The sequence below is a fragment of the Pseudomonas sp. IT-P12 genome (assembly GCF_949767465.1).
Taxonomy (GTDB): Bacteria; Pseudomonadota; Gammaproteobacteria; order Pseudomonadales; family Pseudomonadaceae; genus Aquipseudomonas.
Genome location: NZ_CATKPY010000021.1, coordinates 130,278 through 142,999 on the forward strand (window position 1 = coordinate 130,278; position 12,722 = coordinate 142,999).

The 12,722-nt window shown below is 62.2% G+C and carries 15 protein-coding genes; 9 read left to right on the forward strand and 6 right to left on the reverse strand.

The genetic code is table 11. The features are described from left to right. The first annotated feature begins 137 nt into the window (after positions 1–137). The 6 genes from ACM6IM_RS09540 to ACM6IM_RS09565 are packed head-to-tail and all read left to right on the forward strand — an operon-like array spanning position 138 to position 6,201. Positions 138–3,056 carry a monovalent cation/H+ antiporter subunit A gene (locus ACM6IM_RS09540; RefSeq protein ID WP_414864971.1) on the forward strand — a complete coding sequence of 973 codons (2,919 nt, stop codon included), beginning with the start codon at positions 138–140 and terminating at the stop codon, positions 3,054–3,056. After that, complete coding sequence (locus tag ACM6IM_RS09545; protein WP_007986256.1) at positions 3,056–3,400, forward strand: Na+/H+ antiporter subunit C; 345 nt, start codon at positions 3,056–3,058, stop codon at positions 3,398–3,400. The genes ACM6IM_RS09540 and ACM6IM_RS09545 overlap by 1 nt, the downstream gene beginning before the upstream one ends. Then, entirely contained in the window at positions 3,397–5,082 is a 1,686-nt protein-coding gene (locus ACM6IM_RS09550; RefSeq protein WP_414864972.1) for a monovalent cation/H+ antiporter subunit D, read from the forward strand. The genes ACM6IM_RS09545 and ACM6IM_RS09550 overlap by 4 nt, the downstream gene beginning before the upstream one ends. After that, the gene (locus ACM6IM_RS09555; RefSeq protein WP_414864973.1) at positions 5,079–5,567 is read left to right on the forward strand and encodes a Na+/H+ antiporter subunit E; all 489 of its coding nucleotides are present in this window, start codon (positions 5,079–5,081) and stop codon (positions 5,565–5,567) included. The genes ACM6IM_RS09550 and ACM6IM_RS09555 overlap by 4 nt, the downstream gene beginning before the upstream one ends. After that, positions 5,564–5,842 carry a K+/H+ antiporter subunit F gene (locus ACM6IM_RS09560; RefSeq protein WP_192308339.1) on the forward strand — a complete coding sequence of 93 codons (279 nt, stop codon included), beginning with the start codon at positions 5,564–5,566 and terminating at the stop codon, positions 5,840–5,842. The genes ACM6IM_RS09555 and ACM6IM_RS09560 overlap by 4 nt, the downstream gene beginning before the upstream one ends. After that, positions 5,839–6,201, forward strand: a complete 363-nt coding sequence (locus tag ACM6IM_RS09565) for a Na+/H+ antiporter subunit G (RefSeq protein WP_192308338.1) — start codon at positions 5,839–5,841, stop codon at positions 6,199–6,201. Before ACM6IM_RS09560 ends, ACM6IM_RS09565 begins: the two co-directional genes overlap by 4 nt. Before the next feature lie 120 nt (positions 6,202–6,321). On the opposite strand, the gene ACM6IM_RS09570 is transcribed toward ACM6IM_RS09565, so the two are convergent. The 4 genes from ACM6IM_RS09570 to ACM6IM_RS09585 all read right to left on the reverse strand — a co-directional run bounded on the left by ACM6IM_RS09570 (position 6,322) and on the right by ACM6IM_RS09585 (position 8,761). Beyond that, the gene (locus ACM6IM_RS09570; RefSeq protein WP_414864974.1) at positions 6,322–6,759 is read right to left on the reverse strand and encodes a DUF3995 domain-containing protein; all 438 of its coding nucleotides are present in this window, start codon (positions 6,757–6,759) and stop codon (positions 6,322–6,324) included. 197 nt (positions 6,760–6,956) lie between these two features. Then, positions 6,957–7,970: an ABC transporter substrate-binding protein gene (locus ACM6IM_RS09575; protein ID WP_414864975.1), complete on the reverse strand. Its 1,014-nt coding sequence runs from the start codon at positions 7,968–7,970 to the stop codon at positions 6,957–6,959. 117 nt (positions 7,971–8,087) lie between these two features. Continuing rightward, the gene (locus tag ACM6IM_RS09580; protein ID WP_414864976.1) at positions 8,088–8,291 is read right to left on the reverse strand and encodes a hypothetical protein; all 204 of its coding nucleotides are present in this window, start codon (positions 8,289–8,291) and stop codon (positions 8,088–8,090) included. Then, complete coding sequence (locus ACM6IM_RS09585) at positions 8,291–8,761, reverse strand: hypothetical protein (protein WP_414864977.1); 471 nt, start codon at positions 8,759–8,761, stop codon at positions 8,291–8,293. The genes ACM6IM_RS09580 and ACM6IM_RS09585 overlap by 1 nt, the downstream gene beginning before the upstream one ends. Before the next feature lie 410 nt (positions 8,762–9,171). Here ACM6IM_RS09585 and ACM6IM_RS09590 point away from each other — a divergent pair, with 410 nt between their 5' ends. The 3 genes from ACM6IM_RS09590 to ACM6IM_RS09600 all read left to right on the forward strand — a co-directional run bounded on the left by ACM6IM_RS09590 (position 9,172) and on the right by ACM6IM_RS09600 (position 10,165). Beyond that, a complete protein-coding gene (locus ACM6IM_RS09590; protein WP_242525396.1) occupies positions 9,172–9,417 on the forward strand; it encodes a hypothetical protein in 246 nt (81 codons plus the stop codon). Between the two features lie 148 nt (positions 9,418–9,565). Next, a complete protein-coding gene (locus ACM6IM_RS09595; RefSeq protein ID WP_414864978.1) occupies positions 9,566–9,796 on the forward strand; it encodes a hypothetical protein in 231 nt (76 codons plus the stop codon). A 129-nt stretch (positions 9,797–9,925) separates the two neighbouring features. After that, positions 9,926–10,165 carry a DUF2789 domain-containing protein gene (locus ACM6IM_RS09600; RefSeq protein WP_192308332.1) on the forward strand — a complete coding sequence of 80 codons (240 nt, stop codon included), beginning with the start codon at positions 9,926–9,928 and terminating at the stop codon, positions 10,163–10,165. 138 nt (positions 10,166–10,303) lie between these two features. On the opposite strand, the gene ACM6IM_RS09605 is transcribed toward ACM6IM_RS09600, so the two are convergent. Together ACM6IM_RS09605 and ACM6IM_RS09610 are read right to left on the reverse strand one after the other, a co-directional pair. Beyond that, positions 10,304–11,944 carry a methyl-accepting chemotaxis protein gene (locus ACM6IM_RS09605; RefSeq protein ID WP_414864979.1) on the reverse strand — a complete coding sequence of 547 codons (1,641 nt, stop codon included), beginning with the start codon at positions 11,942–11,944 and terminating at the stop codon, positions 10,304–10,306. A gap of 161 nt (positions 11,945–12,105) precedes the next feature. Next, positions 12,106–12,510: a TraR/DksA family transcriptional regulator gene (locus ACM6IM_RS09610; RefSeq protein WP_192308330.1), complete on the reverse strand. Its 405-nt coding sequence runs from the start codon at positions 12,508–12,510 to the stop codon at positions 12,106–12,108. Positions 12,511–12,722 lie beyond the last annotated feature (212 nt).

The window sequence follows — 12,722 nt, forward strand, 5'->3', positions numbered from 1 at the left end:
CGCCCTGACGCACCTTGCGAAACAATGAAAGACCGGCTTTTTCCGACTACCTTGTAGGATTCTGCCACAGCTTGCCGTTTGGTGATCCGGGAACTGGCACGTATGATGCTTCACAAATCTCCGCAGATTAGAAGCCTATGTCCCTGATAGTTCTACTGCTTCTGCCCTTTGTCGGCAGTTGTCTGGCAGCCGTCCTGCCGCACAACGCGCGCAACAGCGAATCGTTGCTGGCAGGCCTGGTTGCCCTCATCGGCACGATCCAGGTCGCGCTCCTCTACCCGCAGATCGCCGATGGCGGAGTCATTCGCGAGGAATTTTTCTGGTTGCCCAGCCTCGGCTTGAACTTCGTCCTGCGCATGGACGGGTTCGCCTGGCTGTTTTCGGTACTGGTGCTGGGCATCGGCACCCTGGTATCGCTGTACGCCCGCTACTACATGTCGCCCGACGACCCGGTGCCACGTTTCTTCGCGTTTTTCCTGGCGTTCATGGGCGCCATGCTCGGCCTGGTGATTTCCGGCAACCTGATCCAGATCGTGTTTTTCTGGGAACTGACCAGCCTCTTCTCGTTCCTGTTGATCGGTTACTGGCACCACCGCGCCGACGCCCGACGCGGCGCCTACATGGCGTTGATGGTCACCGGTGCGGGCGGATTGTGCCTGCTGGCGGGGGTCATGCTGCTCGGCCATGTGGTGGGCAGCTATGACCTGGACAAGGTCCTGGCCGCCGGCGATCTGATTCGCGCACATGCCCTCTACCCTATCCTGCTACCCCTGATCCTGATTGGCGCCCTGAGCAAGAGCGCGCAGTTCCCCTTCCATTTCTGGCTGCCCCACGCGATGGCGGCACCGACTCCCGTCTCGGCCTATCTGCACTCGGCGACCATGGTCAAGGCCGGGGTATTTCTCCTGGCGCGGCTGTGGCCATCGTTGTCCGGCAGTGAAGAATGGTTCTACATCGTCAGCGGCGCCGGCGCCTGCACCCTGTTGCTCGGCGCGTACTGCGCGATGTTCCAGAACGACCTCAAGGGCCTGCTGGCCTACTCGACCATCAGCCACCTGGGCCTGATCACCCTGTTGCTCGGCCTGAACAGCCCGCTGGCGGCCGTGGCCGCGGTGTTCCACATATTCAACCACGCCACGTTCAAGGCCTCGCTGTTCATGGCCGCCGGCATCATCGACCATGAAAGCGGCACCCGCGACATCCGCAAGCTCAGCGGCCTGATCAAGCTGATCCCGTTCACGGCAACCCTGGCCATGGTCGCCAGCGCTTCGATGGCGGGCGTACCGTTGCTCAACGGCTTCCTGTCGAAAGAGATGTTCTTCGCCGAAACGGTGTTCATCAACGCGACCGCCTGGGTCGAGATCACCCTGCCAATCGTCGCGACCATTGCCGGCACCTTCAGCGTCGCCTATGCACTGCGCTTCACCGTTGATGTGTTCTTCGGTCCGACTGCCACCGACCTGCCGCATGTGCCCCACGAACCGCCGCGCTGGATGCGTGCGCCGGTGGAGTTGCTGGTGTTCGCCTGTCTGATCGTGGGCATTTTCCCCGCACAAGTGGTCGGCCCGTTGCTGGCGGCCGCCGCCGTGCCCGTCGTCGGCGGCACCCTGCCCGAGTACAGCCTGGCGATCTGGCACGGCTGGAATGCGCCGATGATCATGAGCCTGATCGCCATGTCCGGCGGCATCGTGCTGTACCTGCTGCTGCGCAATCAGCTCAAGCGCGGACGCTTCAAGTACCCGCCGATCATTGGCCTGTTCAATGGCAAGCGCCTGTTCGAGCGCAGCCTGGTGATCATGATGCGCCTGGCCCGTCGCCTCGAGCGGCGCATCAGCACCAAGCGCCTGCAAAGCCAGTTGTTCCTGATGGTGCTTGCCGCCGTGCTGGCCGGGCTGATCCCGATGCTGCACAGCCAGCTGAGCTGGGGCGACCGACCGAAGATTCCGGGTTCGATCGTGTTCGTGACCCTGTGGTTGCTGGCGATCGCCTGCGCCCTCGGCGCGGCGTGGCAGGCCAAGTATCACCGCCTCGCAGCCCTGACCATGGTCAGCGTGTGCGGCCTGATGACCTGCATCACTTTCGTCTGGTTCTCGGCGCCGGACCTGGCGCTGACGCAACTGGTGGTCGAAGTGGTGACCACGGTGCTGATCCTCCTGGGCCTGCGCTGGCTGCCACGGCGGATCGAAGAGGTTTCGCCGCTGCCGAGCAGCCTGCGCAAGGCGCGCATCCGTCGCCTGCGCGACTTGCTGCTGTCGGTTGCCGTGGGTGGGGGTATGGCGCTGCTGTCCTACGCCATGCTGACGCGCCAGACGCCCAACGACATTTCCTCGTTCTACTTGAGCCGCGCCTTGCCCGAGGGCGGCGGCAGCAATGTGGTCAACGTGATGCTGGTGGACTTCCGGGGCTTCGACACCCTGGGCGAAATCACCGTGCTGGTGGCCGTGGCGCTGACCGTATTCGCCCTGCTGCGCCGCTTCCGCCCTCCCAAGGAAAGCCTGCAACTGCCCGCCCAGCAACGCCTGCTGGCGCCCGACGTCGCCACCGACCTGGTCAACCCGCGCCAGGCCAGCGACACCGCGCTCGGTTTCATGATGGTGCCGGCGGTGCTGGTGCGCCTGCTGCTGCCGATTGCATTCGTGGTGTCGATCTACCTGTTCATGCGCGGCCACAACCAGCCGGGCGGCGGTTTTGTCGCCGGGCTGGTGATGTCGGTGGCATTCATCCTGCAATACATGGTGGCCGGCACGCAGTGGGTCGAGGCGCAAATGAGCCTGCGACCGCTGCGCTGGATGGGCACGGGCCTGCTGTTCGCCACGGTCACCGGCCTGGGTGCGATGGCGGTCGGTTACCCGTTCCTGACCACCCACACCTGGCATTTCGAACTGCCGCTGCTGGGCGACCTGCACCTGGCCAGCGCGTTGTTCTTCGACATCGGCGTGTACTCGGTGGTGGTCGGCTCGACCCTGTTGATCCTCACCGCCCTCGCCCACCAATCGGTTCGCGCTCACAAAACCGCAGCCCTGCCCAAATCCGTCGCCACGAAAGGAGCCGTCTGATGGAAGAAGTCATCGCAATCGCCATCGGCGTCCTGGCCGCGTCCGGCGTCTGGCTGATCCTGCGACCACGGACGTTCCAGGTGGTCATGGGCCTATGCCTGCTGTCGTACGGGGTCAACCTGTTCATCTTCAGCATGGGCAGCCTGTTCATCGGCAAGGAGCCGATCATCAAGGACGGCGTGCCCCAGGACCTGTTGCACTACACCGACCCGCTGCCCCAGGCACTGGTGCTGACCGCGATCGTCATCAGCTTCGCCATGACCGCGCTGTTTCTCGTGGTGCTGCTGGCATCGCGTGGCCTGACCGGCACCGACCATGTGGATGGCCGGGAGCCTAAAGAATGAATGTGATGACGCACCTGATCGCCGCACCGATCCTGCTGCCGCTGCTGACCGCCGCGGTCATGCTGATGCTGGGGGAGAAACACCGGCCGCTGAAGGCCAAAATCAATGTGCTCTCCAGCCTGCTCGGCCTGGGCATTTCGCTGTTGCTGCTGCAATGGACGCAAACCACTGGCGTGCCCGGTTCCATCGGTGTGTACCTGCCGGGCAACTGGCAAGCGCCGTTCGGCATCGTGCTGGTGGTCGATCGCTTGTCGGCGCTGATGCTGGTGCTGACCGGGATCATCGGCGTCAGCGCCCTGGTGTTCGCCCTGGCCCGCTGGGACCGTGCCGGCTCGAGTTTCCATGCGCTGTTCCAGATCCAGTTGATGGGCCTGTATGGCGCGTTCCTGACCGCGGACCTGTTCAACCTGTTCGTGTTTTTCGAGGTACTGCTGGCCGCGTCGTATGGCCTGTTGCTCCACGGTTCGGGCCGGGCGCGGGTGTCCTCGGGGCTGCATTACATCTCGATCAACCTGCTGGCCTCGTCGCTGTTCCTGATTGGCGCGGCGCTGATCTACGGCGTCACCGGCACCCTGAACATGGCCGACCTGGCGCTGAAGATTCCGCTGGTGGAAGAAGCCGATCGCGGCCTGCTGCACGCCGGCGCAGCGATCCTGGCCGTAGCGTTCCTGGCCAAGGCCGGCATGTGGCCGCTGAATTTCTGGCTGGTGCCGGCCTATTCCGCCGCCAGCGCGCCGGTGGCCGCGATGTTCGCGATCATGACCAAAGTCGGCGTCTATACCCTGCTGCGCCTGTGGACCCTGCTGTTTTCCGGCCAGGCCGGCGCGTCCGCGTACTTTGGCGGCGACTGGCTGATCTACGGCGGCCTGGCGAGCATCGCCTGCGCCGCCGTGGCGATCATCGCCGCGCAACGCCTGGAGCGCATGGCCAGCCTGAGCATCCTGGTGTCGGCGGGCATCCTGCTGTCGGCCATCGGATTTGCCCAGCCGAACCTGATTGCCGCCGCGCTGTTCTACCTGGTCAGCTCGACCCTGGCGCTGAGCGCGTTGTTCCTGCTGGCGGAGTTGATCGAGCGCTCGCGTTCGGCCAATGAAATGCCGCTGGAGGACGACGGCGACCTGATTGCGCGGCCGCTGGAGTCCCTGCAACCGCCCAAAGGCATCAACCTCGACGACGAACAGAAAGCCGTGGTCGGCCAGGTGATTCCCTGGACCATGGCATTCCTCGGCCTGAGTTTCATTGCTTGCGCTCTGCTGATCATCGGCATGCCGCCGCTGTCCGGGTTCATCGGCAAACTGGGGCTGCTCAGCGCCCTGCTCAACCCGCTGGGTCTGGGCCAGGGCACCGATGCCCCGGTGTCGAACGCCGCATGGGGGTTGCTGGCGTTGCTGATTCTTTCCGGGCTGGCGTCACTGATCGCCTTTTCGCGCCTGGGCGTGCAGCGCTTCTGGACGCCTGAAGAACGGCCCTCGCCCCTGCTGCGCCGGTTCGAATGCATCCCGATCATCGTGTTGCTGGGCTTGAGCATTGCCCTGACGTTCAAGGCTGAACCGCTGATCCGCTACACCCAGGCCGCCGCCCAGGCCCTGAACAACCCGCAGCAATACGTGATGGCGGTGCTCGGCACCCGCGCCGTCCCGAGCCCGGAAGCCCGGTCTGCCGTTGCGGAGGTGCAGCCATGAAGCGATTGTTCCCGGCCCCTTGGCTGTCGTTGGCTTTGTGGCTGTTGTGGTTGGTGCTGAACCTGTCGATCAGCCCCGGCAATCTGTTGCTGGGTGCGGCGCTGGGGTTCTGCGCACCCTTGATGATGCGCAAGTTGCGGCCCCTGCCGATCCGTATCCGGCGCCCTGTGGTGCTTGTGCGGTTGTTCCTGATCGTCGGCCGTGACGTGCTGGCCTCCAACCTCGCCGTGGCCTGGGGCGTGCTGAATGCCGGCCGACGGGCGCCGCGCTCGCAATTCGTCAAGGTGCCGCTGGACCTGCGCGACGCCAACGGCCTAGCGGCGTTGGCGATGATCTGCACCGTGGTCCCCGGCACCGTCTGGTCGGAACTGGCGCTGGATCGCAGCATCCTGCTGCTGCACGTCTTCGACCTGGATGACGAAGCGCAGTTTATCGAGCATTTCAAGGCGACCTACGAGCAGCCCTTGATGGAGATCTTCGAATGAGTCCCCTGCTGTCGAATGCGATTCTGCTGAGCCTGTTCATTTTTTCCCTGGCGATGGTGCTGACGCTGACCCGGTTGTTCAAGGGACCCTCGGCCCAGGACCGGGTGCTGGCGCTGGATTACCTGTATATCCTCGCCATGCTGATGATGCTCACCCTGGGCATCCGCTATGCCAGTGACACCTACTTCGAAGCGGCGCTGCTGATTGCCCTGTTCGGCTTCGTCGGCTCGTTTGCCCTGGCGAAATTCCTCCTGCGTGGCGAGGTGATCGAATGAACGCGGAACTGTCTTTGTGGGTGGAAATCCCGGTGGCGATCCTGCTGGTGCTCAGCAGTGTGTTTGCCTTGATCGGTGCGCTCGGACTGGCGCGGATGAAGGATTACTTCCAGCGCATGCACCCACCGGCCCTGGCCTCGACACTGGGCGCATGGTGCGTGGCGCTGGCGTCGATCATCTACTTTTCGGCGCTCAAGTCCGGGCCGGTGCTGCATGCCTGGCTGATTCCGATCCTGCTGGCGATCACCGTGCCGGTGACCACTTTGCTGTTGGCGCGCGCCGCGTTGTTTCGCAAGCGCATGGCCGGGGATGATGTGCCGGCCGAAGTCAGCAGTCGGCGGACTGAGACTGGGGGTTGAATCCGCGGATTTGCATCGCGGGCAAGCTCGCTCCTGCCTGGGCCTTGAGTGTGAAATGAAGCCTGCGGGAGCGACGCCGAGACGATTCGACCCGCTCGCGATATCGACAGCCACGTGACCTCAGATCCAGGCGACCGCCAACAATCCCGACCCCAACCCCACGCACAACGGCGAATACACCCAGGTGTCGAGCCGGGCAAATTTCGAATCCTTGATCTGCTTGAAAAACCCCACCAGTTCGGAATCGCCAATCGCCCGGGCAAACATCAGGATGGCAATGGCGCTGATCACCCACTGCAATGATTGATGCGGGACCGCCGGGACCCACCAGCCGACCCGCAGACACACCAGCAAGGCGATCACCAGCAAGGCTGCGGCCACCAGCAGGGTCATCCAGCCTCGCGGCTTGAAAGCCGGCCGCAACCGCACACTGCCCTCCACCGGCACCTGCGGGATGGCAGCCAGCATCGCCCACTCGCCACCCAGGCCCCAATAAACGTGTACCAAACTGATCACTGCCAATATCGTCACCAGCCATTGAGCCAACGCAAAGGTCATGGTTGAAGATCCTTGAAAGGGATTTGGACAGAATCATCCTAGTCGGCATTTCCTGGCGTGCACGACCGGTCGGCGGAGCAAGTGCTTGACCTGACAGGAGCACAGTAAAAGCATCGCGGGCGGGCTCGCCCCCACAACGGGTCTCATACCGATGTGGGGGCGAGCCCGCCCGCGATGGCTGCCTGCGCTTCAACGCATCACTTCATCTCGGCCGTCACCTTGTCCGCCACATCCTTGGGCACCCACGCCTGCCACACGTCGGGATGCGCCTTCATGAACGCCTCCGCCGCCTGCCGTGGCGGGGTGTGTTTTTCGCTCATGTCAGCCAGGGCCTTGTTCAGCGGATCGATGGGGAAATCGACCTTGCTGAAGAACTCGGCAATCTGCGGGTACTGTTTCTGGAAGGGTGTGGACACGCCGATGGACAGCTTCGAGGCCAGTGAGCGGGTCGGCTTGGGGTCAGGGTTATCGGCGTCAGTCAGGGTCTTCCAGGCCTCGGCGTCGAACGGCGGCTCTTCCAGCTGGATCAGCTTGAAGCGTCCGAGCAATGGCGTCGGCGACCAGTAATAGAACAGGACGGGCTTGCCGCGACGGATCGACGAACTGATCTCGGCGTCCAGCGCCGCCCCCGAGCCACTGCGGAAGTTCACATAGCTGTCGTCCAGGCCATACGCCTTGAGCTTCTGCTTGTTCACCACCTCTGACGTCCAGCCGATCGGACTGTTGAGGAAGCGTCCCTTGCCCGGGGATTCCGGGTCGCTGAATACGCCCTTGTATTTCGGCAGGTCGCTGACGCTGCGCAGGTCCGGTGCCATTGGCTTGATGCCCTTCGCCGGATCGCCCTTGATCACGTACTCCGGCACCCACCAGCCTTCGGTGGCGCCCTTGACCGTGTCGCCGAGGCTGACCACCTTACCTTCGGCCTCGGCCTTGACCCACACCGGGCTGCGACCGGCCCATTCCTCGCCAATGACCTGAATGTCGTTATTGGCCAGTGCGGTTTCCAGGGTGATGGTGGTGCCGGGCAAGGTATCGGTCGGCAGCCCGTAGCCCTTCTCGACGATGATCCGCAGGATATCGGTGATCAGGCTGCCGCTCTCCCAGTTCAGGTCAGCGAAGTGGATCGGCGCCTGTGCGGCGAGAACCGGAAGGGGCGAACCCAGGCCGAAAGCGACCAGGACAGTGGCCAGCAACCGTCGAAATCCGTTCATGCTTTTGCACCTCGTGCTGTTCACAGCAATAGCAGGATGGCCTGGCAGAAGACCGCAAGCCTCAAAATACTCAGTCAACTGACTGTAGTAGAGGTTCCTGCTTTCGAGGGGGACGGGTTAATTTTCGGAAGTTTCCTGCAAACGCGCCAACGCTCTCCTGACCATGCTGGCGTACTCCGCCGGACGCAAGGCATAGATCTGCGACGCCACCCAGCCCAGCCAGGCGCCTTTCAACACGGCCTTCTGTTCGAACAGACGACACGCCTCGACCTGGGCGCTGGCCTGGTGCTGTTGGTGAAACTCGGCGCGGCCCGGGGTCATCACTCGCTGGCCTTGAAGGTCACCAGTTCGCCCTTGCGCCACTTGGCGGCCTTGGCCGTCACGGCCTTGAGCGTTTTGGTCAGGCCTTCCTGCAGCTGTTGGTGCGCGGCGAACACCGTCACCGCGCTGTGCCCTTCCTTGAACACGATGCCCTGCCCGTCGGTCGTGCTGACGTAGGCGTAATCGCCGATGCCATAGACGGTCAGCTTGATGTCGCGGAACCTGATCTCCAGCTTGCCGCCTTCACGGCTGGGCAGCACCGAAGCACTGAAATGATCGCCGACCTTGAGCTTCAGGCCCGGCTTGTCATCCACCACCAGCGCGGACTCGGTATCGAGTTCGGCAATGTAGATGCCTTCGGCGTTTTGCTCGGTGACATAGACAAAACGTGACTGGAACTGTTTAACCAACTTTGCGCGCAGATCACCCAGCACGAACAAAGCATGCATATCGAGATTACTTACTGCCAAGGAAACATCCCCACATTTGAAAATGATGCTGCGCACAACCAGACCGCGCACAGCAGAAATAAGCGGCAATGCCAAAGTTGTACCAAAGTGGCCGGGGTCAATCCGGAAACGAGCACAGGGCTCATCCATCGCAAGACGTGAGAAGACTAATGGAATGAGACTCGCACCGTCCTGCCTGGTATTCGTCAGAAGATGAAGGAAATCGCCCTTCTGATCGCCAGAAAAACAGGACTACCAACCTTAGGGAAAAAACGCTGCAAAAAAAGCATTTTTCCGACATATCCCTCGCAAAAAATTGCTTTAGATAACCGTCAAGCGCCAACCCTGGCAGTGATTCTAGAGCAGCGATGCTCACCGAGACCAGCCAAAACGCCGTACACACGTCGGCAAAACCATGAAAAGGACTTCATATGTGCACCCTGACACACTTCGTACCCCCTACTTGCCCCCCATCCAACCTGCATTCGACACTGTTCGCGTCCCCCCGTTTTCCCGCCGAAGCACCGGACCTGCTACGTTTTCAGGTGGTATTGGCCGGGAATGCATTCTTCCACATCAAGGAAATATCCACGGGCCACGTCAGAGGTTTCCGCAGCAATCACAATGAAGCCTGCGCCCTGGCCCGAGCACTCGAGTTGCGCGGACGAACGGTATGACCCCTCTTCGCTGCAGATGTTTCGCCGTGCCGACGACTTAAGTCAGCCGTCGGCCGGTAACTGCTGCCATACTGCCTGACCCGCAAAACCCGTTCCCAGTCGGACGGCGTTCCACTCAACCTGCAGTGTCCAAGGGAAAGGCTATTACGTGACGGAATTTGATATCGGTGAATTTTTTATCCGGGGTGAAGCCCGGGAAGTCGAGGGTGAGTTCCAGGCCGTCATTATCATGCGCGCCAAACCGCCACTGACGGCCGTGACCTGCCATCAGGTCGAGAAAGATCGCTGGTTCAAAACCTCGGAGCTCGCCGCCGTTGCCGCCCGGGAAGCGGCAAAGGCCCTGAAACTCGCCGTGGATCAGGGCGCATTGAAGTCCTGAGCGCCCCATTCACCGTCGATGCTCGCACCGGCTCCGCGCATTCTGATCGAACTCCTGAGGCACACACGCCTCAGATGCAATGCGTCGCACCGACGGTCTTGCACCCGCACCACCCACCAGGAGAAGAACATGGACTCACCGACACATGACCTCGAAGGCTTGTTCGACCAACTCGGCCTGGACTCCAGCGAAAGCGCCATCGATGACTTCATCGCCAGCCATTCTCCGCTGCCCGACGACAGAAAACTCATCGATGCCGATTTCTGGACCCCGCAGCAAGCTGCCTTTCTCAAGGAACAACTGCGCGAAGACGCCGACTGGGCGCGGGTGGTCGATGATTTGAACCTGCGCATGCATCAGGTTCACTGATCCGCAGGAGCAAAATCAGCGTTCTCCTGTGGGAGCGAGCCTGCTCGCGATCAACGTCCGGACAACGCAGGCGTCCAGACAGCCCGCGTCATCGTTGGCAACCATCGCCAGTGGGCTCGTTCGCTCAGGCTCCGCCGCTCAACGCGGCGCCTCGGGCTTGTACCCCAACCGCAACCCGCCCCAATGCCGGCCCTTGACCATGACCGGCACCGACAGATCGTGCATCAACTCCCCGGTATCGCGCGTGTAGGTCTGCAACAGCACGGCCTGCTGATGGCTGCCACAACGAATCCCGGTGCGATCGGCAAACTTGCGTTTGGTCCGGTTCTGCAGGGTGTCGACCTGGGCATCGCCTGTGAGCGGCTGACTGAACACCTTGTTATGCGTCGGCACATAACCTTGCTGCGTGCAGGCAATCGCAAACACCAGGCCTTCATGGCGCGGCAGTAAAGGCTCCTGGATCGCCGGCAACACTTGGTCGGTGTAGTGGTCGAAACGCGTCTGGTACTTGACCGGGCTGGTGTTGGGAATGGTCTGATAGTTGCGGTCGAACAAATCCTCGAGGCTGATGCGGCCAGCGTCGATGTCGGCTTCAAATCGCGCCGCGATCTGACTCGCGCCTTCGCGGGCCAGGTCATAGATCCGCTGGTGGTAATCATCGAGCCCGACTTCGGACAGGCGCTCGCTGATGGTTTCGGCCTGCCCCTCCATCTGGACGGCGGCTTGCGCCAGGCGCTGGGTCTGTTGATCACTGACCGCCAGGTCGCTGCGCATTTGCTCGATGGCGTGGAACAGGCTGTCGAGTTGTTCACGGTTGGTTTCCGCGCCCCTGGCGATATCGCCGACCTGGCTTTCGACGCCGGCCGCCAGGCGGGCGATGTTCTCCAGGTGCTGCCCGGTGTGCTCGACCTGTTCGACACCGGTGTCCAGGTCGCTGGACAACTGGCGGATCTGCTCCACCACCTGCGCGGTGCGTTGCTGGATATCGGCCACCATCTCGCCGACTTCACCGGTGGCGGTTGCCGTGCGCGCCGCCAGACCACGAACCTCATCGGCCACCACCGCAAACCCGCGCCCGTGTTCACCGGCGCGTGCCGCTTCGATGGCGGCGTTCAGGGCCAGCAGGTTGGTCTGGCTGGCGATGGACTGGATCACCAGCGTAACGCGCTGGATGTCGCCGCTGCGCAGGCTCAACGCCTCGATCAGCTCACGGCTGCTGTTGGCGCGTTGACTGAGCTGATGCATGCGGCTGATCGACTCGATCAGCTCGGTGCGCCCGGCGGCACTGCTCTGATGAGCCTCGCTCGCAGCGTTGAGGGCGGCTCGACTGAGGGTCGAAGTGGCTTGTTCGGTGGCGATCATCACCTCGGCATTGCTGACAATCTGTGCCGCAGACCCGAGTTGTGATTGCAGTTTGTCCGCCAGTTGCCTGACCGAATAAGCCACACCGGCGGCTGACAGTGCGTTATGGCTGGTGGTGTAGGAAAGGTCGCGAGTCAGTTCAGCCATCGCGTTGGCCTGGTCGACCGGCGCGGCCGCAGGGACGGCGCGGGAACGCAGGCGAGGCAGCCACACCACCAGCACCGCCATCGGCAAGACAAGGTAAAGCGACCATCCGCCCAGCGCCATGCCGCACATCAACAGCATCAGGGCGATGCTCTGCAGGGTCGGCGTCAGCCAGAGGTTTTTCGGCAACAAGGCGGGCGCCTGCCCTGCCCCGACCAGAGATCCGTCGCGCGTCATCTTCGTCACCCACACTTCTAATTGTTGTGCCTGCATTAAACGCCACTACAAGGCCATTAGCCATGGTCCCTTAGTCGTGGTCGCTGCAGCCGATCAAATAGAAACCCCCGGGGCTTTTCGCAGACGAAAAAAAGCATCGCGGGCCAGCCTTGCTCCTTCAGGAGTGGGACTGCCCCGCGATGCGTGGCGCTACGAAATCAGGCCTGACGCTGGTGCTTGTCGATCTGTTCGTGACGCTCTTGGGCTTCGATGCAGTATTTGGTGGTCGGACTGATCAGCAGGCGCTTCAGGCCAATGGCCTCGCCGCTGTCGTCGCACCAGCCGAAGCTGTCTTCTTTGATGCGTTCCAGAGCCTGTTCCAACTGAGGCAGCATGCGCTGGTCGCGATCGATCGCGTTCACCAGCCAGGTACGCTCTTCTTCAACGGAAGCCGCGTCAGCCGGATCGGCCGGAGAATCCAGGCTCTCGATGGCGATGCGGTTCTGCTCGATGCGCTCATGGGTTTCGACTTTCATGTTCTGCAACAGCTCAGCGAAAAAAGCATGTTGCTCGGCATTCATGTAGTCATCCGCCGGCATCGCCAGCAACTTGTCCTTTGTCATTGATATCTCTATAAAAAAACGTGCATTAAGGCGAATCAGGGAGCGTTCCGGCGACCATTTCTGGCCATCGCAACGGCGCCATTCATTCCAAGCGCCACCCGGCACTCAATTTACGAGGGGCGGCAGTCTAAGGCCGACTTGAGGCCTCAGCAACAGAAAAGACCACGAATCTGTCCGACAAAGCCTTGAAAGTGCGCTGCGTCAGTCTTTGC